Source organism: Clostridium frigoris, from assembly GCF_018861865.1.
GTDB classification, from domain to species: domain Bacteria; phylum Bacillota; class Clostridia; order Clostridiales; family Clostridiaceae; genus Clostridium_AD; species Clostridium_AD frigoris.
Window position 1 is genome coordinate 50,476 of record NZ_JAHLDV010000005.1, and the last position, 25,890, is coordinate 76,365.

Annotated in this window: 30 protein-coding genes; 9 read left to right on the top strand and 21 right to left on the bottom strand. The window is 28.8% G+C overall.

Going from position 1 to position 25,890, the window contains the following annotated elements:
* Window positions 1–27: 27 nt before the first annotated feature.
* From KPL37_RS03770 to KPL37_RS03795, 6 genes are all read right to left on the bottom strand, one after another.
* Window positions 28–732: a 2-phosphosulfolactate phosphatase family protein gene (locus KPL37_RS03770; protein WP_216146090.1), complete on the bottom strand. Its 705-nt coding sequence runs from the start codon at window positions 730–732 to the stop codon at window positions 28–30.
* Window positions 733–875: 143 nt separating this feature from the next.
* Window positions 876–1,202, bottom strand: a complete 327-nt coding sequence (locus KPL37_RS03775; protein WP_216146091.1) for a hypothetical protein — start codon at window positions 1,200–1,202, stop codon at window positions 876–878.
* 227 nt (window positions 1,203–1,429) lie between these two features.
* Window positions 1,430–2,380 (bottom strand): PucR family transcriptional regulator, encoded by a 951-nt coding sequence (locus KPL37_RS03780; protein WP_216146092.1) that lies wholly within the window; start codon window positions 2,378–2,380, stop codon window positions 1,430–1,432.
* Between the two features lie 14 nt (window positions 2,381–2,394).
* The gene (locus KPL37_RS03785; RefSeq protein WP_216146093.1) at window positions 2,395–3,504 is read right to left on the bottom strand and encodes an ABC transporter ATP-binding protein; all 1,110 of its coding nucleotides are present in this window, start codon (window positions 3,502–3,504) and stop codon (window positions 2,395–2,397) included.
* Between the two features lie 165 nt (window positions 3,505–3,669).
* Window positions 3,670–4,599 (bottom strand): tRNA modification radical SAM protein MnmL/YtqA, encoded by a 930-nt coding sequence (gene mnmL / locus KPL37_RS03790; protein WP_216146094.1) that lies wholly within the window; start codon window positions 4,597–4,599, stop codon window positions 3,670–3,672.
* Between the two features lie 114 nt (window positions 4,600–4,713).
* The gene (locus KPL37_RS03795) at window positions 4,714–5,790 is read right to left on the bottom strand and encodes a hypothetical protein (protein WP_216146095.1); all 1,077 of its coding nucleotides are present in this window, start codon (window positions 5,788–5,790) and stop codon (window positions 4,714–4,716) included.
* A 229-nt stretch (window positions 5,791–6,019) separates the two neighbouring features.
* Here KPL37_RS03795 and KPL37_RS03800 point away from each other — a divergent pair, with 229 nt between their 5' ends.
* Together KPL37_RS03800 and KPL37_RS03805 are read left to right on the top strand one after the other, a co-directional pair.
* A complete protein-coding gene (locus KPL37_RS03800; protein ID WP_425514022.1) occupies window positions 6,020–7,096 on the top strand; it encodes a YkvI family membrane protein in 1,077 nt (358 codons plus the stop codon).
* A 119-nt stretch (window positions 7,097–7,215) separates the two neighbouring features.
* Complete coding sequence (locus tag KPL37_RS03805; RefSeq protein ID WP_216146192.1) at window positions 7,216–8,106, top strand: radical SAM protein; 891 nt, start codon at window positions 7,216–7,218, stop codon at window positions 8,104–8,106.
* Window positions 8,107–8,178: 72 nt separating this feature from the next.
* Here KPL37_RS03805 and KPL37_RS03810 read toward each other — a convergent pair whose 3' ends face one another.
* The 7 genes from KPL37_RS03810 to murI form a co-directional block, all read right to left on the bottom strand.
* A complete protein-coding gene (locus KPL37_RS03810) occupies window positions 8,179–8,844 on the bottom strand; it encodes a phosphatase PAP2 family protein (protein ID WP_216146097.1) in 666 nt (221 codons plus the stop codon).
* Window positions 8,845–8,872: 28 nt separating this feature from the next.
* On the bottom strand, window positions 8,873–10,672 hold the full coding sequence (locus KPL37_RS03815) for a heme NO-binding domain-containing protein (protein WP_216146098.1): 1,800 nt from the start codon (window positions 10,670–10,672) through the stop codon (window positions 8,873–8,875).
* A gap of 318 nt (window positions 10,673–10,990) precedes the next feature.
* Window positions 10,991–11,656, bottom strand: a complete 666-nt coding sequence (locus tag KPL37_RS03820) for a S24 family peptidase (protein WP_216146099.1) — start codon at window positions 11,654–11,656, stop codon at window positions 10,991–10,993.
* A 165-nt stretch (window positions 11,657–11,821) separates the two neighbouring features.
* Window positions 11,822–12,199 carry a DUF3783 domain-containing protein gene (locus KPL37_RS03825; protein ID WP_216146100.1) on the bottom strand — a complete coding sequence of 126 codons (378 nt, stop codon included), beginning with the start codon at window positions 12,197–12,199 and terminating at the stop codon, window positions 11,822–11,824.
* Window positions 12,200–12,250: 51 nt separating this feature from the next.
* A complete protein-coding gene (locus KPL37_RS03830) occupies window positions 12,251–12,769 on the bottom strand; it encodes a peptidylprolyl isomerase (protein WP_216146101.1) in 519 nt (172 codons plus the stop codon).
* A 143-nt stretch (window positions 12,770–12,912) separates the two neighbouring features.
* Complete coding sequence (locus KPL37_RS03835; protein WP_216146102.1) at window positions 12,913–13,353, bottom strand: hypothetical protein; 441 nt, start codon at window positions 13,351–13,353, stop codon at window positions 12,913–12,915.
* Window positions 13,354–13,601: 248 nt separating this feature from the next.
* Window positions 13,602–14,375, bottom strand: coding sequence for a glutamate racemase (gene murI / locus KPL37_RS03840; RefSeq protein WP_216146103.1), 774 nt, complete (start codon window positions 14,373–14,375; stop codon window positions 13,602–13,604).
* Between the two features lie 168 nt (window positions 14,376–14,543).
* On the opposite strand from murI, the gene KPL37_RS03845 reads away from it, so the two are divergent.
* Window positions 14,544–14,840: a hypothetical protein gene (locus KPL37_RS03845; protein WP_216146104.1), complete on the top strand. Its 297-nt coding sequence runs from the start codon at window positions 14,544–14,546 to the stop codon at window positions 14,838–14,840.
* Window positions 14,841–14,916: 76 nt separating this feature from the next.
* Here KPL37_RS03845 and KPL37_RS03850 read toward each other — a convergent pair whose 3' ends face one another.
* The 8 genes from KPL37_RS03850 to KPL37_RS03885 form a co-directional block, all read right to left on the bottom strand.
* Window positions 14,917–16,380, bottom strand: coding sequence for a HAMP domain-containing sensor histidine kinase (locus KPL37_RS03850; protein ID WP_216146105.1), 1,464 nt, complete (start codon window positions 16,378–16,380; stop codon window positions 14,917–14,919).
* A complete protein-coding gene (locus KPL37_RS03855) occupies window positions 16,373–17,065 on the bottom strand; it encodes a response regulator transcription factor (RefSeq protein ID WP_216146106.1) in 693 nt (230 codons plus the stop codon). Before KPL37_RS03855 ends, KPL37_RS03850 begins: the two co-directional genes overlap by 8 nt.
* An 82-nt stretch (window positions 17,066–17,147) precedes the next feature.
* Window positions 17,148–17,627: a 23S rRNA (pseudouridine(1915)-N(3))-methyltransferase RlmH gene (gene rlmH, locus KPL37_RS03860; protein ID WP_216146107.1), complete on the bottom strand. Its 480-nt coding sequence runs from the start codon at window positions 17,625–17,627 to the stop codon at window positions 17,148–17,150.
* 165 nt (window positions 17,628–17,792) lie between these two features.
* Window positions 17,793–18,290, bottom strand: a complete 498-nt coding sequence (locus KPL37_RS03865; RefSeq protein ID WP_216146108.1) for an SEC-C metal-binding domain-containing protein — start codon at window positions 18,288–18,290, stop codon at window positions 17,793–17,795.
* A gap of 116 nt (window positions 18,291–18,406) precedes the next feature.
* The gene (locus KPL37_RS03870) at window positions 18,407–18,970 is read right to left on the bottom strand and encodes a GerMN domain-containing protein (protein WP_216146109.1); all 564 of its coding nucleotides are present in this window, start codon (window positions 18,968–18,970) and stop codon (window positions 18,407–18,409) included.
* 93 nt (window positions 18,971–19,063) lie between these two features.
* A complete protein-coding gene (locus KPL37_RS03875; protein WP_216146110.1) occupies window positions 19,064–19,849 on the bottom strand; it encodes an MBL fold metallo-hydrolase in 786 nt (261 codons plus the stop codon).
* A gap of 25 nt (window positions 19,850–19,874) precedes the next feature.
* Window positions 19,875–21,131: a UDP-N-acetylglucosamine 1-carboxyvinyltransferase gene (locus KPL37_RS03880; protein WP_216146111.1), complete on the bottom strand. Its 1,257-nt coding sequence runs from the start codon at window positions 21,129–21,131 to the stop codon at window positions 19,875–19,877.
* A gap of 198 nt (window positions 21,132–21,329) precedes the next feature.
* The gene (locus tag KPL37_RS03885; RefSeq protein ID WP_216146112.1) at window positions 21,330–21,491 is read right to left on the bottom strand and encodes a DUF1540 domain-containing protein; all 162 of its coding nucleotides are present in this window, start codon (window positions 21,489–21,491) and stop codon (window positions 21,330–21,332) included.
* Between the two features lie 247 nt (window positions 21,492–21,738).
* Between KPL37_RS03885 and KPL37_RS03890 the strand changes: the two genes are divergently transcribed.
* From KPL37_RS03890 to KPL37_RS03915, 6 genes are all read left to right on the top strand, one after another.
* Window positions 21,739–22,287: a hypothetical protein gene (locus tag KPL37_RS03890; RefSeq protein WP_216146113.1), complete on the top strand. Its 549-nt coding sequence runs from the start codon at window positions 21,739–21,741 to the stop codon at window positions 22,285–22,287.
* A 32-nt stretch (window positions 22,288–22,319) separates the two neighbouring features.
* The gene (locus KPL37_RS03895; protein WP_216146114.1) at window positions 22,320–22,871 is read left to right on the top strand and encodes a 2'-5' RNA ligase family protein; all 552 of its coding nucleotides are present in this window, start codon (window positions 22,320–22,322) and stop codon (window positions 22,869–22,871) included.
* Window positions 22,858–23,343 carry a dUTP diphosphatase gene (locus KPL37_RS03900; protein WP_216146115.1) on the top strand — a complete coding sequence of 162 codons (486 nt, stop codon included), beginning with the start codon at window positions 22,858–22,860 and terminating at the stop codon, window positions 23,341–23,343. The genes KPL37_RS03895 and KPL37_RS03900 overlap by 14 nt, the downstream gene beginning before the upstream one ends.
* 58 nt (window positions 23,344–23,401) lie before the next feature.
* Window positions 23,402–23,830 (top strand): DMT family transporter, encoded by a 429-nt coding sequence (locus KPL37_RS03905; RefSeq protein ID WP_281418618.1) that lies wholly within the window; start codon window positions 23,402–23,404, stop codon window positions 23,828–23,830.
* A 154-nt stretch (window positions 23,831–23,984) separates the two neighbouring features.
* Window positions 23,985–25,178 carry a S8 family serine peptidase gene (locus KPL37_RS03910; RefSeq protein ID WP_216146116.1) on the top strand — a complete coding sequence of 398 codons (1,194 nt, stop codon included), beginning with the start codon at window positions 23,985–23,987 and terminating at the stop codon, window positions 25,176–25,178.
* A 192-nt stretch (window positions 25,179–25,370) separates the two neighbouring features.
* Window positions 25,371–25,877, top strand: a complete 507-nt coding sequence (locus KPL37_RS03915; RefSeq protein WP_216146117.1) for a ferritin — start codon at window positions 25,371–25,373, stop codon at window positions 25,875–25,877.
* Window positions 25,878–25,890: the final 13 nt, after the last annotated feature.

Consider the following 25,890-nt stretch of genomic DNA (forward strand, 5'->3'; position numbering starts at 1 on the left):
ATACTCCTTTATTTCTTTATATTCCACTTATAATATAATCCCATCTTTATATTCTGGAACAATATCTATAATATCTTTTTGACAGCAATATTCTAAATCTGCAGATAACCCTAACTTCATAATTGTTTTATAGTGATTTGCGTATTTTATAAAATTATGAATATCTTCATTATTCTTGTAAATATAATGCGAAGTTACAGCTATGTCTGTTGGCTCTATTTCTGCTAGTTTTAATACACAATCTATTATGTACCCACTACATATAAAATCATCTATAGAAAATTCACCATAAGTCCCCGCATTAACTATTACTACGTCTTTATTTAAAGACGCTATTCTGCTTGCAATGGCTTTGGCATTTAGCATTGCCCCTATTAAGATCTCACTAGCCCCTCTGCAGCCTTTTATAGCTTTAGTCCCATTAGTAGTAGTCATAACAAGTGTTTTGCCCTCAATGGACTTTCTGGTGTATTCAAGTGGAGAATTAGAATAATGAAAGCCTTCTATTTTTAATGCATTTCTCTCTCCTCCAAGCATAAACTCATCTTTGTTATTTTTAACAATTTCAGCTGCATCCTCAACTGTCAAAACCGGAATTACTCCCTTGCACCCATTATTCATTGCAGTAACTATTACACTAGTTGCCCTAAGCATATCTATAACTACTACAGTCTTATTTTCTATTTTTCCTTTTTTTATATCATCCGCAGAAATTATTATATCTATTTTCATATGTTTTATCCCCTTTGTAATACAATTTTTCTTATACTATTTAAAAAAGCTATCCTCATTATTTTATATAAATTCGACTAAAACATATCTTAATATTTTGGTTTTACTTGCGTCGACATAACTTAATACTATAATTTTATTATTTACTCTTGAAAAACACATCGACACCATGTTTTTTTATTACATTTATGACAATATAATTTCCTATGATATAATTTGTTTTTGATACTAATAATAGAAAAACTTTTGATACTCGCCCAAAATGAAATTTTAAATTTTTCACCACATTCATCACATACCCATATACAATTAAATGTTCTCCAACTAACTAGCACCACTATTGCCACAATGTAAAGTAACCAATATATACTTCCAAGTAACACATTACTAACCTTTGGTTCTAAAAAAATCAAAAGAAACGTCATTGCAATATATATACATACTCTAATTAAAACACTTCTACTTTTCATATCAATTCCTCCTATATTAATCTTAATTGTTACTTTATTTTTACAACTGTAACACCACTATTATAAACATTACACCACTATTCTCCTTATAACAACTAAAAGACTCCACATGGAGCATAAAGCTCCTTATGAAGTCTCTTTTATGGAATCACCAAAAGTGATATATTTTTGCAATAACACATTTTTTTTAGATAATACTTTCGTTATTGCGCATCTAAGAAAAAAAGTTACTCTACCTTATTTCCTTTCCATGTCAAAAAGGCTATAAGAAATACGGATGCATCTTTAAAATTTCTAATATCAAAATTTGTTTCTTTCTTAATCTTATCTAGTCTATAAATTAAGGTATTCCTATGCACATATAACTTTCTAGCAGCATCACTTATGTTAAGACCACAATCTACAAATTGCTCAATAGTTACAATCATTTGACTATCCAAAGAATCAAATTTATCTTTTAACATATATAACAGTTCCTGCTTAATCTTAGAATCTACATTATATACAATTTTCTCAAATAACATCTTGTTATAATTAAATGTATGATCTTTTATGTCGAATTTTTTACCAAGTATCATGCACTCGATCGCATCATTATAGGCCTTTTTAATTCCCTTTATATCATAATTTATATCACCGTAACTTACATAACATTCACAATACAAATCGGATGATATAGATTCCTTAATACTTTCTATATGTTGCTCGACCTCTGCAAATTCACCGATCACAATAATTCTATCATTATAGATTAAACTTACGACTGCCTCATTATCGTATATTTGTTTTATGATGCCAAGCGCTTCATACTTGCTTTCGTTAACACTTATTAATATAACATAACATCCATTTTTAAGAAAAGGCAAATTTATACTAATGTTGTCAATTGAAATTTCTCTGTTCTCTAGAATATCAATAACTGCCTGTTCTTTAGATAGAAAACATTGGGTATACTTGTTTTCGATAGTATATTTGAGCAAAGCTATACAATTTTCATACTGCTTTTCTAAACTAATTATACTTGTAACACGTCCAAGCATAATCGTAAAGTTAGTTATATGTGAATTTTCAATATCTAAGTCACTAATATATAGTGGATTACCATCCTTCGTAACTACATTAAATGGTATTTTTGAAGAATGACTTAAATTCTTTAAGAATTCATTAAAATTGTACATTTTCAGTCGCCTCCCTATATTACCGTGTTTTCAGTTTCTTTATCAAATATATGAATTTTATTTATATCTAAAGCAATTTTAATCTTATCTCCAACCTTAGCCATAGAAGACCCGTTAACCCTTACGACAATATTTGTATCTCCTTTTGACATATAAATATTAGTCTCTGCTCCCATAAGCTCTACGACCTCGACTTTAGCTTCTATAATTGCATCCTTATGTGCCTCAAGAAAAGTAATACCATCATCAATATCTTCTGGTCTAATTCCCATTATAACAGTTTTACCTATATAGGATTTTTCCCTTATGATTTTAGCTTTATCCTTTGGAATCACTAGAGTTTCATTATCAAAAGCAATAATAATTTCACCATTTTGTTCTAAAATCTTAGCATCCATAAAATTCATTTGAGGACTTCCTATAAATCCAGCAACAAATATATTAACTGGGTGCTCATATATGTTATGTGGAGTATCTACTTGTTGAACTAAACCATCTTTCATTACAACTATTCTTGTTCCCATAGTCATAGCTTCTGTTTGATCATGAGTTACATATACAAATGTTGTTTGAAGTTTGTGATGTAGCTTTGATATTTCCGTTCTCATTTGTACTCTAAGTTTAGCATCTAAATTTGATAATGGCTCGTCCATTAAGAATACCTTAGGATTTCTTACTATTGCTCTTCCAAGTGCAACCCTTTGCCTTTGTCCACCTGATAATGCCTTTGGTTTTCTATCAAGTAAATGTTCTATATCAAGTGTTTTAGCTACATCAGTAACCTTTTTCTTTATTTCATCTTTTGGCATTTTTCTTAGTTTTAATCCAAATGCCATATTATCATATACAGTCATATGAGGATATAGTGCATAGTTTTGAAAAACCATTGCTATATCTCTATCCTTAGGTGCTACGTCATTTACAACTTTATCGCCAATATATATTTCACCTTTTGATATTTCTTCAAGACCTGCTATCATTCTTAAAGTTGTTGATTTACCGCACCCTGAAGGTCCTACGAAAACTATAAACTCTTTATCTTCTATTTCAAGATTAAAATCCTTAACCGCCGTTACATTGCCATCATAAACCTTGTATATGTGCCTTAATGATAAACTTGACATAATATATTCCCCCTATATGTTTGTTTTAAATGATTTTCAATATAAGTATATTGTAATCCTTTAAAACATATTTATCTATTCTCAATATCCCCAAAAGTGATGAAGTTAATTTGTAGAAATACACAAATTGTTATTATATTAATATAGGGCTTGTTTATTTAAAAATCACACTATAAAATTTTTCCCTTGATATAAATCTAACTCCTTTAGTTTATTATCTATTGCATTTAAGACTTCCCATTTTTTCAAACTCCACATAGGACCTATTAATAAATCTCTTGGTGCATCCCCTGTTAATCTATGAATAACCATATTAGGTGGAAGCATAGTAATTGTTTTGCAAATAATATCTACATACTCATCTTGCTTTAAAAATTTTAGTTTTTTTTGCTTATAGAGCTCCACCATAGGTGTATTTTCCATAAGATGAAGCAAATGAAGCTTTATACCTTTTATATTTTTATGTGAAACATATTCTATTGTTTTAAGCATATCCGAACTGCTTTCTCCAGGAAGACCAAATATAGTATGAACCACCACATCTATATTTCTTTTATTTAGCTGGATCAAAGCCTCTTCAAACTTACATAACTTATAACCCCTATTAATAATTTTTGCACTTTCATCAGAGCTCGTCTGAAGTCCTAATTCTACCCACGTATACACTCTATTTGAATATTCCTCTATAAGATCTAATACATCATCCTCTAAACAATCAGGCCTTGTCGCTATAGCAAGAGCCACTACGCCCTCTTGAAATACTGCTTCCTCATATTTCTCTCTTAATACTGCGACGCTAGCATATGTATTTGTATATGCTTGAAAATAGGCAATATACTTTCCCGATTTCCATTTCTTACTCATCATAATCTTTATATCTTCGAATTGCTTTGTAATAGGAAATATCCTATTTCCAGCAAAATCTCCAGAACCCCTCTCGCTACAAAACAAACACCCGCTACTATTTATAGTTCCATCTCTATTAGGACAAGAAAACCCACCATCTAAAGAAATTTTAAAAACCTTACTACCAAATTTATTTCTTAAAAAATAATTTAAACTATGATATCTTTTGTCATTCCATAAACTTTTCACTAGACTCTCCCTTTCTTATAAAAAAATATTAAAATTAATAACTAGCTATTAGACTAGTTATCTATTTTCTAAATTTATATTAATTATACCTTATCTCCATAGAGAGTGTATTAATTATAGTTTTTTTACGGTAAAATCCTTTAAACTTAATTTCCATTTTCCAATAATATCTGCTTCTGCTCCATTGCCCTTTGATTTGGAGATTACTTCATATGTCATGTTATCCTCGCCAAAAGAAGAAAATATTATTTGAACCTTTTCTATAGGATAATCTTTTTCAAAATTAATTGGGATCATATCCCCATTGTCTACTTTATAAACTCTAATACATTTCCCCATTTTTTCATTATTATATTGCACAAGCAAAAATTTTTCATCTAATGAAAATGTCATAAATTCTACTTTGCAACCAAATAATAAATCTATTGGCACTAAATCTTTTCCTATTGGTTTTTCTTTAGCCATTACCCCAGATCCGGAGCCTTGTGTTGATTGACCTGATGATTGATCAGCGTTACCCTGAACTTCGAGAGATTCATCGATATTTACAATACCGATAAATGAATTTTTGTTATAAGTACTAAATGCTATTTTATCTCCCTCATAGCTAAAATTTATGGGTCCAAATTCTTTTAATGGTACCATTGTTTTATATAGCTTTGCTCCGTCATCCTTTGAATATGAATATTTAGGAATTCCTGATACATCGATAATTAAATTTGTCTTTACATTTTTTTTATCTCGAAATCTAATACCTGCGCCTTCTAGAAAAGCCTCCTTTTGTGGTTCATTAGTAATTTCACTTATTTTATATTCAGCTCCATCTTTAACAATTTTAATAGTGTACTCATCCATACTAGACAAGGAACTATCAATAGATGTTCTAGTAACTCTTACCTTAAAAACTCCACTTCTACCAACTTCATTGCTTTCTGTAACTTTATAACCTTTTATTTTCATATTACTAATAGGCAAATTAACAGCTTTACGTTGCAAATCCTTAGTATATAATTTTTTACCATTTTCGAAATCTTCTTTCATTATAAAATTCATATAACTTCCAACTACATTGGTTGCAGTTTTAATTTCAAAGGTATTTACTTTTAACTTCTCTTCTTCCTCTTTATTTGAACATCCCACAATAGACAAAATACAAAACAGTATTAATAAACAACTTACCCATTTTTTCAATATTTTCACTCCCTTCAATTAATTTTAAATTTCAGTTGCAAATATGCTCAATATTTATAAATTAAAATAATTTATTATAATTATAGTTTCCCTCAAAGTAAATTTTTAATTTATATAATTATTATTTTTATTGAAATTATTTTTTTTTATTAAATAACACACATATATTTATAACTATAAGCATCTTATTTAAGTGTGGCTCTAAATTTAATAATTTTGTGGAGGAGATATTTTGAAAAAAACGATTGGTTTAATATTTCAAACTGCAGCTGTATTTATTGGCACCATAGTAGGTGCAGGACTTGCTTCTGGTCAAGAAATAACTCAATTTTTCAGCACTTATGGATATGTAAGTTTTTGGGGTATTCTTGTATGTTGTTTAATTTATATTGTAATAAGTTCAATTATTGTTTCTATTAGTCTAAAACATAAATTAAGCTCCTATACTGAGCTTATTACTCTCGTAAGCCCAGGTTTTTTTGGTATCATTACAGATATTTTCACAAGCTTTTTCTTAGTAAGTGGTGCTGCCGTAATTCTCGCTGGAAGTGGTGCACTTCTTCATCAATATTTTGGTATTTCAAAATGGATAGGGATTTTACTTATGTCTATGATCTCTTTATACACTGTCCTTAAAGATACTAAAGGATTAATCACTATAAATTCATTTATAGTTCCAACTCTAATTACAATTATTATAACCATATTTATTTTATATTTATTATTTTATAAAGATATGGTAAGTGTTACTTATATAAAACAGATTCCCTCTTATAAAAACAATATAATACCTGTTCAATGGTTTTTTTCAGCCTTGCTTTATGCTGGTTTTAATATGTTGTGTTGTAGTGGCGTACTAGTACCCCTAAGTCAAGAAATTAAGTATAACCGAGTTCTTATTCCTGGAGTTATAATAGGTGCATTAGGTCTAACTATCTTATGCTATTTGATAAATATAATGCTTTTATTAAACATTCCTCAAATTTTTAAATATGAAATTCCTCTTCTTTATATAACTCATCGTTTTGGTATGTTAATGCAAGTTCTTCTACTTTGTGTAATCTGGTGTGAAATGTTTTCAACTGAAGTTTCCAACATCTATAGTGTTGGAAAAACTCTAGAAAAAAAGTTTAATATTTCGTATAAGAAAGCTGTTTTATTAATACTCCTTATAGCTTTACCTATTTCTCAAATTGGCTTCAAAACTCTAATCAAAGTCCTCTATCCTGGTTTTGGTGCAATAAGTTTTATTTTTTTAATTCAATGCATTCTATTTTATAGGAAAACTACTAAAAGGCATAATTGACATTGTACATATCGAAGTTGTACAATTCTTGTATGTTCTAAAACTTGTAATTATAAATCAAGGAGATAAAAATGATAAATAAAAACACAAAAGAGTTAGATGGTTCAACCTCCTTAGACATGCTAAAAAAATGCAATTTATGTCCTAGGAAATGTTTTATTAATAGATTAGATGGTGAATTAGGCTATTGCAACGCTTCTCAGTATATAAAAGTAGCTAAAGTTTCTTTACATCATTGGGAAGAACCTTGCATTTCAGGTGAGTTAGGTTCTGGAACTGTGTTTTTTTCAAATTGTAATCTGAAATGTGTATTTTGTCAAAATTATAAAATAAGTCATGAAGGTTTTGGAAAAATAATATCAATAACTCGCCTTAGTGAAATTTTTTTAGAGGAGCAGACAAGGGGGGCCTTGAATATAAATTTAGTTACGCCAACTCATTATGTCCCACAGATAATAGCTGCCTTAAAGATGGCTAAAAAAGGCGGTCTTAGTATTCCTATTCTCTATAATTCAAATGGATATGAAAATATAGAAACCATTAAGTCACTTATTGGACTAATTGACGTTTACCTCCCAGACTTAAAATATTATGCAGACAAATATGCCATTAAATATTCAAAAGCACCTAATTATTTTAATACTGCAAGTAAAGTTATTACTGAAATGTTCTGCCAAGTAGGCAAAGTAAAACTTGATGATAATGGTATAATTCAAAAGGGAGTAATAATTAGACATCTAATGCTACCTGGCTTATTATTTGATTCTAAAAAAGTAATAGACTTCATACATGCTACCTTTAATAATGATGTTTATATTAGCTTAATGAATCAATATACACCTATACATGTAGCCACTAAATATCCTGAAATAAACAAGACCATAAATCAAGCTCATTATGACGCTTTAATAAACTACTGCTTAAACTTAGGGATAACAAAATGTTTTATTCAAGACAGTGGGACTTCGTCTGCTGCTTTCATACCTGATTTTAATTTAAGTGGGATATAATAAATAACACTACAATCTATGCCGTTTTTTAACAATTAAAGGTCCCCATGATTTAATCATTGGGACCTTTAATTATTCTATATATGTTATGGTACCTCTTTTATGTAAATTAAATTTTAAATTCCTAAAAGAAAAATACAAAATAAAAGCAAATATTACGCCTGCAATCACATCTGCAAAATAATGTTGCTTTATAAACATAGTAGATAAAATTATAGAAACAGACATAATAATACAAATCACCTTTGTACATTTGCTGACCTTTTCAGATTCATAAATATACAAAGCTATAAGCACTGAATTTAAAACATGAATACTCGGAAAACAGTTGTAGGGGTTATCCGCCGCGTATAAATTCAAAACTAAATTGCTAAAGAAATCCGTTCCTAATATCAAAGGCCTCGGAACATAAGTTGGATAAAAATAATATATTATATAACATGTAATCATACCTATATTTAAAGTTATAAGTAGTTTAAAATATTTTTCTTTATCTGCTATACATAAAATAACAGAAAAAACTGCTATAAATATATACCAAGATACGTAAGGTAATATAAAAAACTTATTAAAAGGTATGAGTTTATCTACAAATGTAAATAAGTCATTAGTATTTCCTCTATATTGATTAAGCATAGGATAAGTCAAACTTATTAATGGTATGCTTAGAGCAAATAATCCCCTTTTAATAACATCCTTCCATTGATATGTTACAATCTTCTTTTGTAATTGTTCCATCTTTGTTTCCCTACTTCCCTAATAATAACTATATCTTATATTTTTTCAAATCATCTTTAAATGAGCTTGTTATCTTTTTGAACTCATATATACTGTCTATTAACTTCTTAATTTCATTTGTATAAGTTCCAACACTTGCACTTACCTCTTCTGAAGATGCAGAATTTTCTTCTGAAATTGCGGCTAACGACTCTATTGTTTCATATATTTTCCCAATAGACTTAGCTTCTCTATCTAAATCATTTATGGTATCTATCATTGCCGTTGAAACTGTTCTAACAGACATAGTAGCCTCATAACTTATATCTCTTACATCCTCTAATCCCTTAGTCTCATTTTGCAAGATATCATATTGGTCACCGATTTTATCAACAAGTACATTAATATCCTTAACAAACTCAATTAGATTGCTGTTAATTTCTTCTACAGCACTCTTTGACTGTTCTGCAAGTTTTCTAACTTCATCTGCAACAACAGCGAAACCTTTTCCTTGTTCCCCTGCACGAGCAGCCTCTATGGACGCATTAAGAGCAAGTAAGTTTGTTTGTTCAGAAATTTGAGAAACAATTGACACTATGCTTGTTATATCATGAGCCTTGGTTTCAAGCCTTATGCCATTATCCTTAACTCCCTTAAATTTTTCTAAAGTTCCAAGTATATTTTTACTCGTTTTATCTACACTTTCATAGCTATTATTTATCTTTTCAAGAGCTTTTTCTAATTCATCCTTGTTGCCATTCTCATTTTTAACGATATTTGTGAGTGATCTAATGTTATCATTTAAAATTAAAACAGCATTTTCTGTACTCTCTGCTTGACTTACAGAGGTATCAGCCATTTGCTCAACTACTCCTGATATATCCTCTGAAGTATCTTTCATTCTACTAGAAATCACATTTATGTTTTGTGCAAAAGTATCCATTTCATCAGTCACACCTTTAAATTCAACAAAATCCGCTCTAAATCCTTTTTTATATTTTTTAATGTTTTTGTATAACTCTTCGTACTCATCGCAAGTAACTATATCTCCATCTTCAACATAATTATTGCTATTAATCTGGTCTATAGTTTGCATAATTAACTTAAAAGGTCTTCCCATTATAAAAGACGCAAGACTTGATGCTACACCAGCAATTATAGAGAAACCTACTGCTTTTAAAATATCATCTGTACCAATCAACATCATTGCTCCAAGCAACGCTATAATAAAAGTAAATATTCCCACTTTACCATGCGTATTATTAACAAAGCCTAATGATAGTATTTTATTAATTTTATATGTTTTTTTATAATAAATATCCTTATCAAATGTAAGCTTTAAACTTAAGCTATCTGTAGTTTTTTCTAATTGCTCGATTTGAACTTTCTCACTAAAATACTCACATGTACCATCCAATAGTCCTAAAAAATAATCGAACATCGCCCTCTTAGAATTATATGTAAAAATAGCTTCCCTACTTGAAATAGGAGTTATTCCCACTAAAGGCGGTTTTGCTCCAACAAATTTTTTTGTCATCACAACGTGTATATCAAACAGCGATTTCAAAAACGAGTACACATTTTCAGTGTTAAAAAATGCAGGAAAATCTCTATGGAAAGCTGTTAAATTATCTTTTCCTATGGTTCTCCATAGCACATCAATAGATATATTTTGATTTTTTGATATATCCCCAATTACATTTTTAACTTGGATATCATCCACATTTTCCACCGGTGAAAATATTTTTCTAGAATTCCACCCTACAGATTTCATCGCATTGTTAACTACATCATCCCCATAAAGCTTTCTACAAGTCTTCATCCAAGTTGCTACTACTGTTCCTTTCATAATAACAGTTCCCCCCCTTATTTATATATCACTTACCTTTTGTTTTTTTAATCAATTGTTAATTTACATCTATTATTGCATATTTCATACATACTATTTATTATAAACTATTAGTAGTGTTTTGTTAACACTATTAATTATTAATTAATCATTTTTATTCTACAATTAATGCTAATTTTCATTTGTAAATGATATATTCATAAAAAAATATGCCTCACAATAAGAATAGTACACCCCATATATATCCTGGGTGCAGTCACCCCTTACATATCAATTATACCATTCTTTGTAAGTCATATCTTACCATTAAAATAATAATTATAACTTAAACTGTATACTATCTAGTTTTGCAATTACTTTAATGTCGTTATGTGGAACTGTATCAGTTTTTAATGAAATTCTATTACTGAGTAACAATACTTTGTTACTATCTAATTTCTTTATTTGCCTTAAAACTCTTTCCCCATTATAATCTAATAATGATATAGAATTATTTTCTATCTCATGAGTCAGATGAGCAAATGCAACATCTCCACTGCAAATTCTAAACCCCTGCATATCATCGTTTTCTATTTCTAAAAATAAAACTTTATCTTGAGCATATCCCTCTACTTTATTTGATATTATTGGCATTTGTCTCATACCAATAGCTTTAACTAGATCATATTTATAGATGACAACATCTTTTAAAACTGAGCTAAATGCATCATTCCAAACTTCATTTACTTTTCCAGCAATTGGCCTCTCAAGTTTTGGATTTCTTTCATCCCCTTTGGGATCATCTTCAAACGCCACTGATCTATCTTCTATTTCTTCTCCTAAAATTTTAGATATTTTTTCTAAAAGTTTTTCATTTATAACTTTTTTACCTAATTCGATATCATTAATAAATCCTTCAGAAACTCCAATTTTTTTACCTAATTGTTTTTGGCTTACCTCTTTTGTTTCTCTTACTTGTTTAATCCTATCTCCTACTCTACTCATAATTCTCCGCCTTTCCAATTGAATAATTATTTTTAATCATTTAATTATAATTTTACACCATTTACGGTATATATAAAAATTTTTATTTAAAATTTGTAACTATTTGTACAACAAAATATAAATCCTCTACTTATAGCAGAAGATTTATATAATGCATCATGTACTTTATTTACTTTTCTTATAAGCTTCTCTTTCTGCAATCAGATGATGCATAAGATAATTGACTGTCCAATTTATAGACGTTGGTGTTACTGCTGCAAGTATTGTATCGCTGCTTTTAATTTGTCTTATGTCATCAATTAGCTCATACAATTCCTTGTCTTCAAAATTACTAAATATAAGTAATTTTTCATTAGGTAATTCAGTATTAACCTTTATTTTTTTAATATCTTGTAATACTTCCCTAATTGTTACATTGCCCATATTTTTCTCAATTACTCTGCAAGGTAATATGTTTTGTTTTGCCAATAACTCATTAAGTACTTCTTCCTCAACACCCGTTAGTCCATATGCAAGGATGCTTTTTTCATTAATAAGATTCACACTATATCCCCCCTACAATTTATTATTTTTACTGATTTGGTTGATGTATACTTATTTTATTTTTTTTGGCTCACTGTACTCAATTCCTAAAGTATCAACACTCATGCTTTTTATTTTTTGTTCTTTATTTGGTTTATCTCTAAAATCTCTTTTTACCTTAGCTATTTCTAAAGCATCTTCCAATCCCTCAGTTACCTTACCAAAAGCTGCATAACTTCCATCTAAATGATAAGAATTAGCTACCATTATAAAGAACTGACTTCCTGCTGAATCCGAATCATTAGATCTAGCCATTGATAAAACACCTGTTGAATGTTTTAAATCATTTTTAAATTTATTAGAAGAAAACTCACCTTTTATAGAATAATCTGGTCCACCTACGCCTGTTCCTTCAGGACAACCGCCTTGAATCATAAATCCTGGAATTACTCTATGAAAAATAAGTCCATTATAAAAACCCTTGTTTATAAGACTAATAAAATTATTTACCGTATTCGGTGCAACTTCTGGATATAACTCAGCCTTTATCACTTTTCCATCTTGCATATTAATTGTAACTATTGGATTCATATATTTATCTCTCCTTTATGTTATCTATTCATATTAAATTATATCACATTTTATATCATTTACTATTTTTTATATATAAGGACACTCTCAAAAATAATTAGTTAAGACCTATCTATTCTTAAGAATGTCATTCTAATTAAAAATTAAATGTTTTCCTTACCAACGCTTATCTGTAAACTCATTTTTTCTTGTGGTTCTTCTAATTTTATTTGGATATTTCCTCCTGGAAGTATTATCAAAGAATATTCTTCTAGCATGTCAATCGCTCGATTTATATCAATATTAACTATATCTATTTCTAAATTATCTAATGTTTCTCCTTTATCATACTTATAGCCAATATTTAAACCACCAAATGTAGTTGTATCTTTGAATTGTTTATCATCATTTGTAATAATTAAATGCGCAATGTTCTTATTTCCTTCAAATTTACATACTAAATGGTTTATAACACATAAGCAATTATTTTGCACGGGATTATCTATAGTTATACAATTAATTTTATTTATCCCTTCAATTTTCATATCAAATGTATCCTGATCTACCTTGTATTCATTATCTTTTTTAAATTGAAATACTCTCATTTCATCACCTTATTTCTGTTGTTTCTTTGTATAGTTTATACTATTCACCTAGTCATGCTATTGCTATAATTAATTTTATTATAAGTACCTTATGTTATTTAAATGGAATTTAAAAATTGGGTATTTAGCTTATACTAGCTAATTTTACATCCCAGAATAAAAACAAAAACAGCCTAAAACTAATTTAATAGTTTTAGGCTGTTCTTATATATATATACAATGCTTTCTCTTAAGTCTACATAATAAGACTATAGTTTTAATAATTTATAACTTAAATCTATTGTATTATCATCTATAGATGAACTATATATAGTTACAATACCTTTTGTTTCCTTTTCATTTAAAAGATTATTACGATTAAGTTGCCTTTTTAATTGATTGACTGTACCTATACTTCCATCAATTATAATAGTTTTTTCTCCAACGATCTTAATTAATTCTTTTTTTATAAATGGATAGTGAGTACATCCAAGTACTATAGCTGCTACATCTAAATGGCTAAACTCTTTTAACTTTCCTTTTAAATACTTATTAATCTCATCGCCCTCTATAATTCCTTTTTCGATAAGTTCAACTAGCCCCGCACAAGGCAAAGGTATTATATCAACTTCTTTGTTGTACAACTTCATTAAATTATCAAACTTTTTTTCAGTTAAAGTCATAGGAGTTGCCATAATAATTACGCTTTTGCCCCTACTAATTTCTACAGCAGGCTTAAGTGCTGGCTCTATACCAATTATAGGTATATCTTTATACCTGTTACGGAGTTCATCAATAGCCGCACTAGTAGCAGTGTTACAAGCAATCACTACTACTTTTACGCCTTTTTCCAAAAGAAAATCTACTGCCTTGAAAGTTAATTTTCTAACTTCATTTACATTTTTAGTTCCATAGGGCGCATTTAATGAGTCTCCAAAATAAACAAAATCTTCATTAGGAAGTACTTTTAGAGATTCCTTTAACACACTTATTCCGCCTACCCCTGAATCAAAAAATCCTATTGGTCTTTCTCTATTATTCACATTATCACCACCATATTAAGATTAATAATTCTACATATAATTTATAAGAGAATAAAGATATTTATTGGTATGTAAGCATTTATTAGTCACATATACACATTCTCTTAAATAGTATGTTATTGAGTCTACCCATTTAATTTAAATTATACCATAAAAGGAGGAATTGTTATGCCTTCAGGCCCTAATTTATACAAAATTAAAGATTCAATAAGCAACGGTTTAGAGGTCTTATCAAACAAATCCGAAGATTTTATTGAAATATCCAAACTTAAATATAAACTCCACTTTGAAGAAAATAATATGGATAACCTCTACCTGGATCTTGGAAAAGAATTATACTCAATTTTTAAAACTAATAGTCATATTAATGAGTCTTTACTAGATTACTGTAATGCCCTAAAAAAAATAGAGAATCGTATAAAAAATCTTGATAAAGAAATTAATAAAGTAAATAGAAGCAAATAAGTGTTATAAGATAACCTTAAGCTGCACACTACCTACAAGGCAAGGTGCAGTTAACTTCTATTTAAAAACGTCTAATCTATATATTACCTACGCTCTTCTTTAATTTTATTATAAAATTGCAACCCTTATCTATATCTTGCACTAAAGTTATATTCCCACCATGTTTTTGAATTATTGCTTTTGATATTGCAAGCCCAAGCCCTGTACCACCACTCCTAGAATTTCTCGTAGTATCTACTCGAACAAAAGGTTCAAAAATATTACCTTGAAATTCTTTAGGTATTCCTATTCCGTTGTCCTCAATAATAATTATAACATCATTATTATCTAATAAAAGATTGATATTAATAGTAATCCCTGGACTATTATATTTAATACTATTTAATAAAATGTTGCTTAATGCTCTATCTAAGTTTTTTCTATCAAATGGTATTTCAACTTCATCTTCTGTAATACTAAATTCATATAAAACGCCTTTTTGCTCCATAATTGGAACATACCCTGCAATTAGTTCTCGTAAAAACTCACCTATATCATGATTACCTATGTCTAATTTATATTCTGTACTTTCAATACGTGAAAATTCGAATAAATCTTGAATTAGATCATTCGCTCGTCTACTATTGTTATTAATAACTTTTAATAACTTATTTCTATCCTCTATATTAATGTCATCATTTTCTAATATAAATTCGGAATATCCTAATATACTTGTTAACGGATTTTTTAAATCATGTGATATATCAAGTATCATCCTTTTCCTATTATGTTCTGCTTTTTCCTTTAATAACTTCTCCTTTTGTATCTTTTCTGCCATTAAATTAAATGCATCCTTTAGTTGACCAATTTCGTTTAAAGAATTAATTTCAACCCTTGTTGAGTATTCACCATTTTTTACAGTGTTAACACCTTTTAAAAGTTTTTTTAACGGTTTTACAAAAATCATTGATGTAAGTTTAGAATAAAGTACCATTGTAGATAATAGAAATACAAATATTATAAATGGGAATATTGTTAAGAAATTAAATCCATAATTCTTACGTTTACTAGCCTCTTCCAATTGTTGCTTATGTTCAAAACCCCAGGTATATGCATCAAATATGCTATTTGGCATAGCTGTAATTAGAATAAGCTCTTTCTTGGTACCATATTTACTAGAATAAAAATAACCATCTTTTAAATTATTGGTAATCATATCATGATAATACTTTTGTGAATATTTAAATCCCACTTCATGCTTACTACCATTTTCCATAACAATAGTTAGATTTTTATCAAGTACTTCAACATAGCCCTTATGTTTTATGAAATTTGTTACGTTTATATCTTTATAATTTTGCTTTATAATATACTCTGCTGTAGTTTTATCTGTTGGTAAATCTAAATAATTAGAAGAAAAATAAAACAATAAAGTTACAATTGTTAGAATGAATATTGCAACTAATATAATTGTAAATACAATATAATTCTTAAATAATTGAGTAGCCATTTTCTTGCTTTTAAAGTAAATTCCTAATTTTTTTAACTTTTTTCTATTCATTATGATGTAACTCCATTTTATAACCTATACATCTTATTGTTTTTAAATATTTAGGATTTTTAGGATCTTCTTCAATTTTTTCTCTAATATGACTTATGTGTACCATAATAGTATTTGAATCCCCATAATATGGATTACACCACACTATTTCATATAACTGTTTTTTAGTGTATACCTTTCCTGGATTCTCTAAAATAAACTCTAATAACCTATATTCCTTCGGATTTAAAGCTAAAGCTATATTGTTTTTATAAATACAGCAACTATCCTTGTCTAGTCTTAATTCTCCAACAACTATTCCAGTTTTATGAGTTTTATTAGCATACTTATAATACCTTCTGAGCTGAGCCTTAACCCGTGCAATTATTTCAATAGGGCTAAATGGTTTTATTACATAATCATCAGCTCCTAGCCCAAGACCAAATATTTTATCAGACTCTTCTTCCCTTGCAGTTATAAAAATCACTGGTATCTCACTAGTTTCTCTAATTTTTTTAAGAACTTTAAATCCATCAATTTTTGGAATCATAACATCAAGTAGCGCAATATCTATATCTTTAGTCTCAAATATATTTAAAGCTTGAACACCATCTTCTGCCGTAAAAATTTTGTATCCTTCTTTTGATAAATGGATTTCTAGCAATTCTCTTATATCTTGTTCATCCTCTACAATTAAAATATTCATTATGCATCCCTCCCATCTTTATACATTGTAACCTAAAAGTTTACTTCACCTAGGATAAAATTTTAAATCATACAATTTGACCCTATTTATGATATGGTTCACCACTTATTATTCTAAATCCTCTATAAATCTGCTCAAGCAGCATTACCCTAAATAACTGATGTGGAAATGTCATCTTTGAAAAACACAACTTGTAATTTGACCTTTCTAAAACCGCTTTAGATAAACCGAGTGATCCACCAATTATAAACGCTATATTACTCTCTCCCCTTACTCCCAAATTCCTTATGTAATTTGAAAGCTCCTGAGAGGATAACATATTTCCCTTTAGTTCTAAAGCAATAACAAACATACTGTCCTTAATATTCTTAAGTATAGCATCGCCTTCTTTTACCTTTATTAATATCTCTTCTTTTCCAGAAGCATTATCTGGAGTTTTCTCATCACTTAGCTCAATTATATTAAGTTTACAATATCTAGATAGTCTTTTGGAATACTCATCTATAGCACTTCTTAGATATTTTTCTTTTATTTTCCCTACACATATTACAGTTATTCTCATTCTAAATCCCCTTTAATTTACTTATATTACAATTATCATACATATAATATACTATTGCATACCATATATCAAACTTAGGTACTAAAAAGAAATAAACCTTGCTTAAAAGCAAAGTTTATTACTGTAATTCATTCTTTATTTTTTCTTTATATAATTAAGGTAAAATTATTTCCCACAACATTTCTTATATTTTTTACCGCTTCCACAAGGGCATGGATCATTTCTTCCAACTTTATCATTATTCACTACCATTTTAGAATCTCTATATGATCTTTGAATTTCTTTTCTTTTTTCTTTTGAAAAAATCCCTTCCCATTGAGGAAGTTCATATAAATAATCTGCTTTTGCATCTAACATGTTAAAATAAAGTTTTTCGAAATCCACTTTGAAATTAACTTCTGTGTCACTTTCAGTTTCTTCTAATTGTACAGGTTCTAAAAGACTATCATTTATTCCATCAGTAAATCCCATGAAATATATGTTAGATACTTCAAAGTGTTTAGCAAGCTCTTCCATTGTGCCCTCAACCTTTTCTGTATGGTTTGCTAATAATTTAGTATAAATACGTCTTTCGATTTCACCATAGTCATGCCAAAACGCAGCTTCTCCTCTACGTTTAACATAATCAACCACCATATCCGTCCATTCTTTATATAAACTCATACTCTATTCTCCTTCAAATCATAATATATTTATTATATCTCATTATTATAATAAAAACTTCGTTAATATTCAACATATATGTTTAATATATTTGTACGTTTTTTATTATTTACTATTTATTTGTTTAATAGTGTTAATCCTTCTTTACTGAAAGGCTTAGATACATTAAAGTTTCCACCTATAGTATTAATATCATTGTTCTCAAGTGTCATTTTAACTTTTTTTACAGACGACAATTGAGTTAGCGACGCTGCTATACTCTGAAGACAACTTTTTTCTTTCGCCTCTGACATCTTTATTTTAGCTTCTTTACTTAAATTTACATAAGCAATATTATCTTTAATTGAAAAACTAAGTAGTCTAGTTTCCCTCGGAAGTATTGGTTTTAATTCACTTTTTACAGTAGGTCCTTTTATAAGTTCCTGCATGATAGTCTCACCAATGAGCTCTTCCTTATTAATAATTCTCTCATCTTTAACTACTTTTACTGTTGATCCATCTTTAGTACCATCAAAATAAATACCTAATTGAATAAAGCCATCTTTTTCTAGAGGTAGTTTTAGATTTTCAAGTTTTTCTTTATTCGTGACGCTTTTCTCATCTTTTTCTTCACACCCTGAAAATGTAACTGTTGACGCAACTAGAATAGAACATACTAATATTTTGATTGCTTTTTTCATATTTAACCTCTCCTTTAATAATTCACTAAAGTATTGAATTTACTGAGGTAATAATATTTATTCTTAAATGTAATTAAACCATCTCTTGGGTTGTTAAAATTCAATTAGATTGCTTGGCATATCTCTTTTAGCTAAATTCAAAGAAATATCCTTACCTATTTCTATATTATTTTCTTTAAGAATATTAACCACTGTTTGATAAGCCAAATCAGGGAAATTGTTTGTTTTACTTAAGTGACCTAAAATGATATGTTTATGTTTTTTGCTCATTATATCCACTATAGCTTGGCCACACGCATCATTAGACAAATGACCTACATCACTTAATATTCTTCTTTTTAATGAATATGGGTATGGTCCGAATTTCACCATTTCTACATCATGGTTACTCTCGAGTAAAACCACATCAGCATCTTTTATTATATTCTTTACTTCCGGCGAAAAATAACCTAAGTCAGTAGCTATACACGCTTTCTTTTTTTCGGTATATAAAGCATATCCTATAGGCGCTGCTGCATCATGTGATAATTTATAATTTGTTATATGCATATCCATTATATCCACAGAGTTATTATTTATAATTCTTATATTCTCTTTTTTTATATTCCCTATTTTACTCTCCATAGCTTTCCAAGTGTCTTCATTTGCATAAATGGGTATATTATATCTCCTTGAAACAATACCCGCACCCTTTATGTGGTCAGAGTGTTCATGAGTAATAAAAATACCATCGAGATCATTTGGGTTTTGATTTATATATTTAAGTGCACCTTCAATGCTTTTTCCAGGCATACCTGCGTCCACTAAAATTTTTGTATTTTGTGACGCTACAAAAATACTATTTCCACTACTTCCACTATATAATGGACAAAAAATCATAATTGTCTCCTTTAATTTAAAATTGTTATATAGTAACCCTCTTTATGTCTGCACCAATACTTCTAAATTTTTCTTCTATATTGGGGTACCCTCTATCAATATGTTCTATGCCTAAAATTTCTGTTGTACCTTCTGCTATAAGCCCTGCAATAACTAAAGCTGCTCCGGCTCTTAAATCTGATGCCACAACTACAGTTCCTTTAAGTTTACTTACACCATCAACTTTAGCAACAGTTCCTTCAACCTTTATATTAGCCCCCATTTTTTTTAATTCATCAACTTGTTTAAATCTAGATTCATATATACTTTCATTTATTATGCTTCTCCCCTCTGAAATACAAAGCAATGCATTCATTGGTTGTTGCACATCCGTTGGAAAGCCTGGATAAGGAAGCGTCTTAATATTTACAGCCTTAAGTCTTCCGCTTGCCTTGACCGTAACACTATCTCCGCCTTCATGTACCTCTGCTCCCATTTCTATAAGCTTTGCAGAAATTGATTCAAGATGTTTTGGGATAACATTATTTATAGTTACCTCTCCACCACAAGCAGCTGCCGCTATCATAAAGGTACCTGCTTCAATTTGATCTGGAATTACACTATAGTTACATCCTGTTAATTCCTCAACCCCTATAATCCTTATAACATCCGTACCTGCACCTTTAATGTTAGCTCCCATAGAATTTAAAAAATTAGCTACATCAACAACATGTGGTTCTTTTGCAGAATTTTCTAAAATAGTTGTACCTTCTGCAAGCGTTGCGGCTGTCATTACATTTATCGTTGCACCTACAGTAACAACATCAAAGTAAATACTAGTTCCGATTAACCTATCAGCATGAACATTTACAGCACCATTTTCAATAGTTACCGTTGCCCCAAGCGCTTCAAAACCTTTTATATGTTGGTCTATTGGTCTAGCCCCTATGGGACACCCTCCCGGAAGTTCTACTTTAGCCTTTTTAAACCTAGCTAAAAGCGCACCAATCAAATAATATGATGCTCTCATTTTTCTTACATCTTCCGTATTAGCATCTATGCTAATTATACTTGTGCTATCTATTGTAACTGAATCTTTTTCTCTTTTAATTTCGCAGCCTAAATTTTCCAATATTCTTTCAATACAATTTACATCTTCTATATCTGGAATATTGTCAATGATACATTTACCTTTACTTGCTATTATAGCTATTGGTAAAATTGCTACTGCCGCATTTTTTGCACCACTTATTTCCACTTGACCAAGGATACGTCGACCCCCGTTAATTACCAATTTATCCATATTTGTATCATCCTCACTATACCTTATATATTAAGTATTTTTATTTTTATACATATAACTCAATTATACCATACCTACATTATATTCTAGCACTTATTTTAAAAATGTGGGATAATATTGTTATGTTTAACACAATATTTATAATTTTTATTGAGATAATATAAAAATCACCCGTATTTTTTACGGGTGATTTTTATATTATCTCATTGTCTTAAAACTACCGCAATCTGTACATTCTGGTGTTTTAGCAACATTTTCATGTTTTACTACATCAATTTTATTCAAAGTACAAAAATTGTCATCTTTACAATGATATTCACATTCACTTACTACGCAACCTATACTATTGTTATGCTCCATAAAAAAGCACCTCCCTTTATTTACTACAAATCTATTATTAGTATTATTATTATAATTTATACAAACAATTAAAAACTATTTATATTAACTCACATATACTTTTTTATCTTAATAAATTCAAAATGATTCTGGTTACATAAATTTACACAAAAAATACAAAGATCAAAAATTATGTTATAATAAACTTATAATTTAATCAAAATAATTTTAACCAATCTTGGTTATTAATTTCACTTGGAGGACAAACATGAAATACTTTTTAGTTGCATTATTTGATGATTTATCAAATTCTATAGTTCAAAATATTCAAAGGGATATTTGTAGAAAATATAAACTATACAAAAGCTCCCCTAGCCTTTATATAACTGTGAGTACTATTACGAATCCTGATGTAGATAAATTAGATGTAGTTATTTCTAAAATTTTATCTCCTTATAAACACTTTAAAGTTGGAATAAACAACAGTATTGAATTAACTGAAAACTCAAGTCAAGTTAATCTTAAAATCGAAGACAAAGGATATATTTTTCGCATAGCTAGAAATATTACAGACACTTTATCTCTACATGGCTTTAACGTTAAAACTGATGATAATAAAATTGATTTGCGTATTCTAATAGCTAATGCTAATCATATTATTAAAAAGTCATATACTTTAGGTAATATTTCTATTGATACAAATCTATCCAAAGACGATTTTTTTAAATTTGTAAAGGTTTCTAGGTTAGAGCTATGGAAACAAGTAAACAATAAAAAGGAAATGTTAGTTAAGACTTATGAGTTAAAAAAATATTAAAAGCATAAAATATTTTTTTTGAGGAGGAAAAAATGATTTATTATTTAGTTGGCTTATTTGATAAAATTTCCTATGAATATATAGAATCTGTGCAAAAATCACTTTGCAACAAATATAATCTGTACAGAGCCGACACAAATTTACCCAAGCTTCATATAACACTAGAAATAATAACAAACCCTAGTATTTTTGATTTAGATGTTTCTTTAACAAATATTCTTAAAGATTACACTAAATTTGACGTAAAATTAAATGGTGTAATATGTTTTGATTCTCCCTTTAAATCTGTAAACTTAAACATCGATAACAAAGGTATTATATATGAATTATCTAAAAACATAAATTCTACATTAAACAAACAAGGCTTTGCCGTTAGAGAACATATTGAAAATTGGAATTTACATATTTCACTTGCTAATACAACTTTCGCGGATAGAGAATGGTCTAATAACGAGTATTTATCTGCTTGTAACTTAGCTAAAGATGAAAATTTCCAAAGAACTATAACAATTAGTGCTGTAGAGCTTTGGAAACCTATAAATAATAATGATGAAATGGTGGTTAAAAAATATGAATTTACATAAATTATTTGAGATGCAAATCACTTTAGACCATAGGATTGAGACTGAGCATCAACTTGAAGGTGTGCCTTTATTTAATAAAAAAATATTGTCACTTCAAGTAGAACTCGGCGAGCTCGCAAACGAAACTCGTTGTTTTAAATTTTGGAGTACAAAAGAATCATCAAGTAAAGATATAATTCTGGAAGAATATGTTGATTGTATACACTTTATTTTAAGTTTAGGATTAGAAAAAAGATTTCAAAATATTACTTTGAATGTAAAAAATTCAACCTGTGAATTATCTCTTCAGTTTTTAAATTTATATATAACAATAGCAAATTTTGCAACTTCAGCTTCCTTAGATAACTATTCAAGTATCTTTAATAATTTTTTAAGTTTAGGTCAAAGCTTAGGCTTTTCTGAAGATGATATTGAAGCTGGATATTTTTACAAAAATAAGATTAACCATGAAAGACAAGATAATGGATATTAAAATATTTTAATATTACAAAACATTTTGGGTAAACTACCTTGGAGGAGTGTGATTGTAATTGGGGATAATATTTTCTGTAATCGCAGGTATCTGTATGAGCCTTCAAGGTGTTTTTAATACAAGGTTAAGTGAAAAAATTGGATTATGGGAAACTAATGTTTTTGTACAATTCACTGGTTTTATTTTAACTTTAATAATACTTCTTATAGTAGGTAATGGCAATTTTAAAGCAATAAAAGACGTAAATAAATTTTATTTGCTAGGAGGAGTACTAGGCGCCATAATTATATTTTCTGTTATGCTAGGCATAACAAATATGGGACCGACTTGTTCTATTGCTATTATATTAGTTGCTCAACTACTAGCTGCTGGTATAATTGATAGATTTGGATTATTTGGAGCTACCCAACTAAAATTTGGTATTTCTAAATTTATAGGAGTAGGCATAATGATTTTAGGTATAATAATATTTAAATGGAAAGGGTAATAAACTCTTTTTATTTTTTTTATAATTTTATTTTCCATTTAACCTAATATTAAATCTATTTTTTCCTCTTTTAAATTATACTTTTCTTTTTCATTAACATATTTTTAAAATTTGCATATACTATAATGATGCAACAATTCATTAGGAGGCATGCATGTTTTCCTTCAAAAATAAGTTAGATCCTTCTCTTAAGCACGCTTTGTTAAATAACCTATATGATAACTATAGGGTGATAATACACTATAAATCTCTCGAAAGTAAAACTGTTAATAAAATAAAATCTCTAAAATGCGATATTTTACGTCATATTCCCTCCATAAATTGTATTTGTGCTATTTTAACCGCAAGCGTTATAGATAGAATGCTCGAATATCCTCAGGTAACATATATGACTTTTGATTCTTATGCACATTTATGTGGTAGTAGCATACTCGCTTCTAATGGTATCTCCTTCCAAAGTAATTATGAATTAACTGGAAATGGTATTGGGATTGGAATAATTGATAGCGGGGTATATCCGCATTGTGACTTAATAAATCCTTATAATAAGATTAAAAAATTCATAGATGTAGTTAATAATTTAAACTATCCTTATGATGATAATGGTCATGGTACGTTTATGAGTGGTGTTATTTGTGGCAGTGGTTACGGCTCAAAAGGCATGTACAAAGGTGTTGCAAAAAATAGTCATCTTTATGCTATTAAGGCATTCAATAAGCTCGGTAAAGGATTTATATCTGATATTTTATTTTCACTTGAAACTCTGATTAATGAAAGTAAGGACTTCAATATTAAAATTATTTGTCTTCCTTTCGAAACCCTAGAAACTAATGAATTTATGCTTTCTTTATTTTCTAAACTTTTCGATTTAGCAGCATTAAAAGGTCTTGTGGTGATAGTTCCCAGCGGAAGCAATAAAAGTGTTAAGAGTTCAATACGAGGTATAGCTACGCTTAATAACTGTATAACTGTAGGTGGTTACAATAGCATAGGAACCCCTATCATATATGATTATTCGTCATGTGGACCTTTCCATAAACTTGATAAACCAAATTTAATTGCTGCCTGCGTTGATATTTGTTCATTGATATCCGACACACAATTCATATCCGAAAAAAATAATATAAAGCTTTATCCGCATGGCATTACTAATTTATATACCACTTACACCGGGACTTCCTGCTCTTGTGCATATGTATGCGGTATATGTGCCCTTCTCTATGAAAACAATAAGGATTTAGGTTTTAAAGATATATTGGCATTATTAAAGGCATCCTCTAATTTGATAAATTTTCCAAAATATATGCAAGGTGCAGGAATTATAGATTTGGAAAAATTATTACCTTGAATTATTAATATATATTATCTAAATATCGTATAATAGAAAATATATAGTGTATAATATAGATATTGTTTAATATTTATAATTAATTAAAAATCATTATTACTATTAAAACAATAATATTTACTATTACTAATCAACATTTCTAAGGGTATGCTCATTATTTTATACTACCCTTAAAATATTAGGAGGATTATTATGATAAGCGAAAGATTGTTCACTGAACTAAACAAACAAATGAATTTTGAATTTTACTCTGCACATCTTTACTTAGCTATAGCGGCTTACTGCGCTGCTGAAGATTTTGACGGATTTTCTAACTTTTTTAAAGTACAAGCTGAGGAAGAAAAATTCCATGCTATGAAATTTTATAATTATATAAATGAAATGAATGGACGTGTAACTCTAGAAGGGATGCCTAATCCTCAAAACGATTATAAATCTCTCCTTGATGCTTTTAAAATTTCATACGCACATGAGAAAATTGTAACAAGTAAAATTTACAACCTTACTGACATTGCAACAGATGAGAGAGAACATGCAACCATAAGCTTACTTAAATGGTTTATTGATGAGCAAGTGGAAGAAGAAGCTAATTTCAACGGTCTTATAAAAAGACTAGGAAGAATTAATGACGATCCAACAAGTATCTACATTTTAGATAACGAGCTAGCAACAAGAGTTTTTGTTCTACCTACTAAATAACTTCTATATCTTA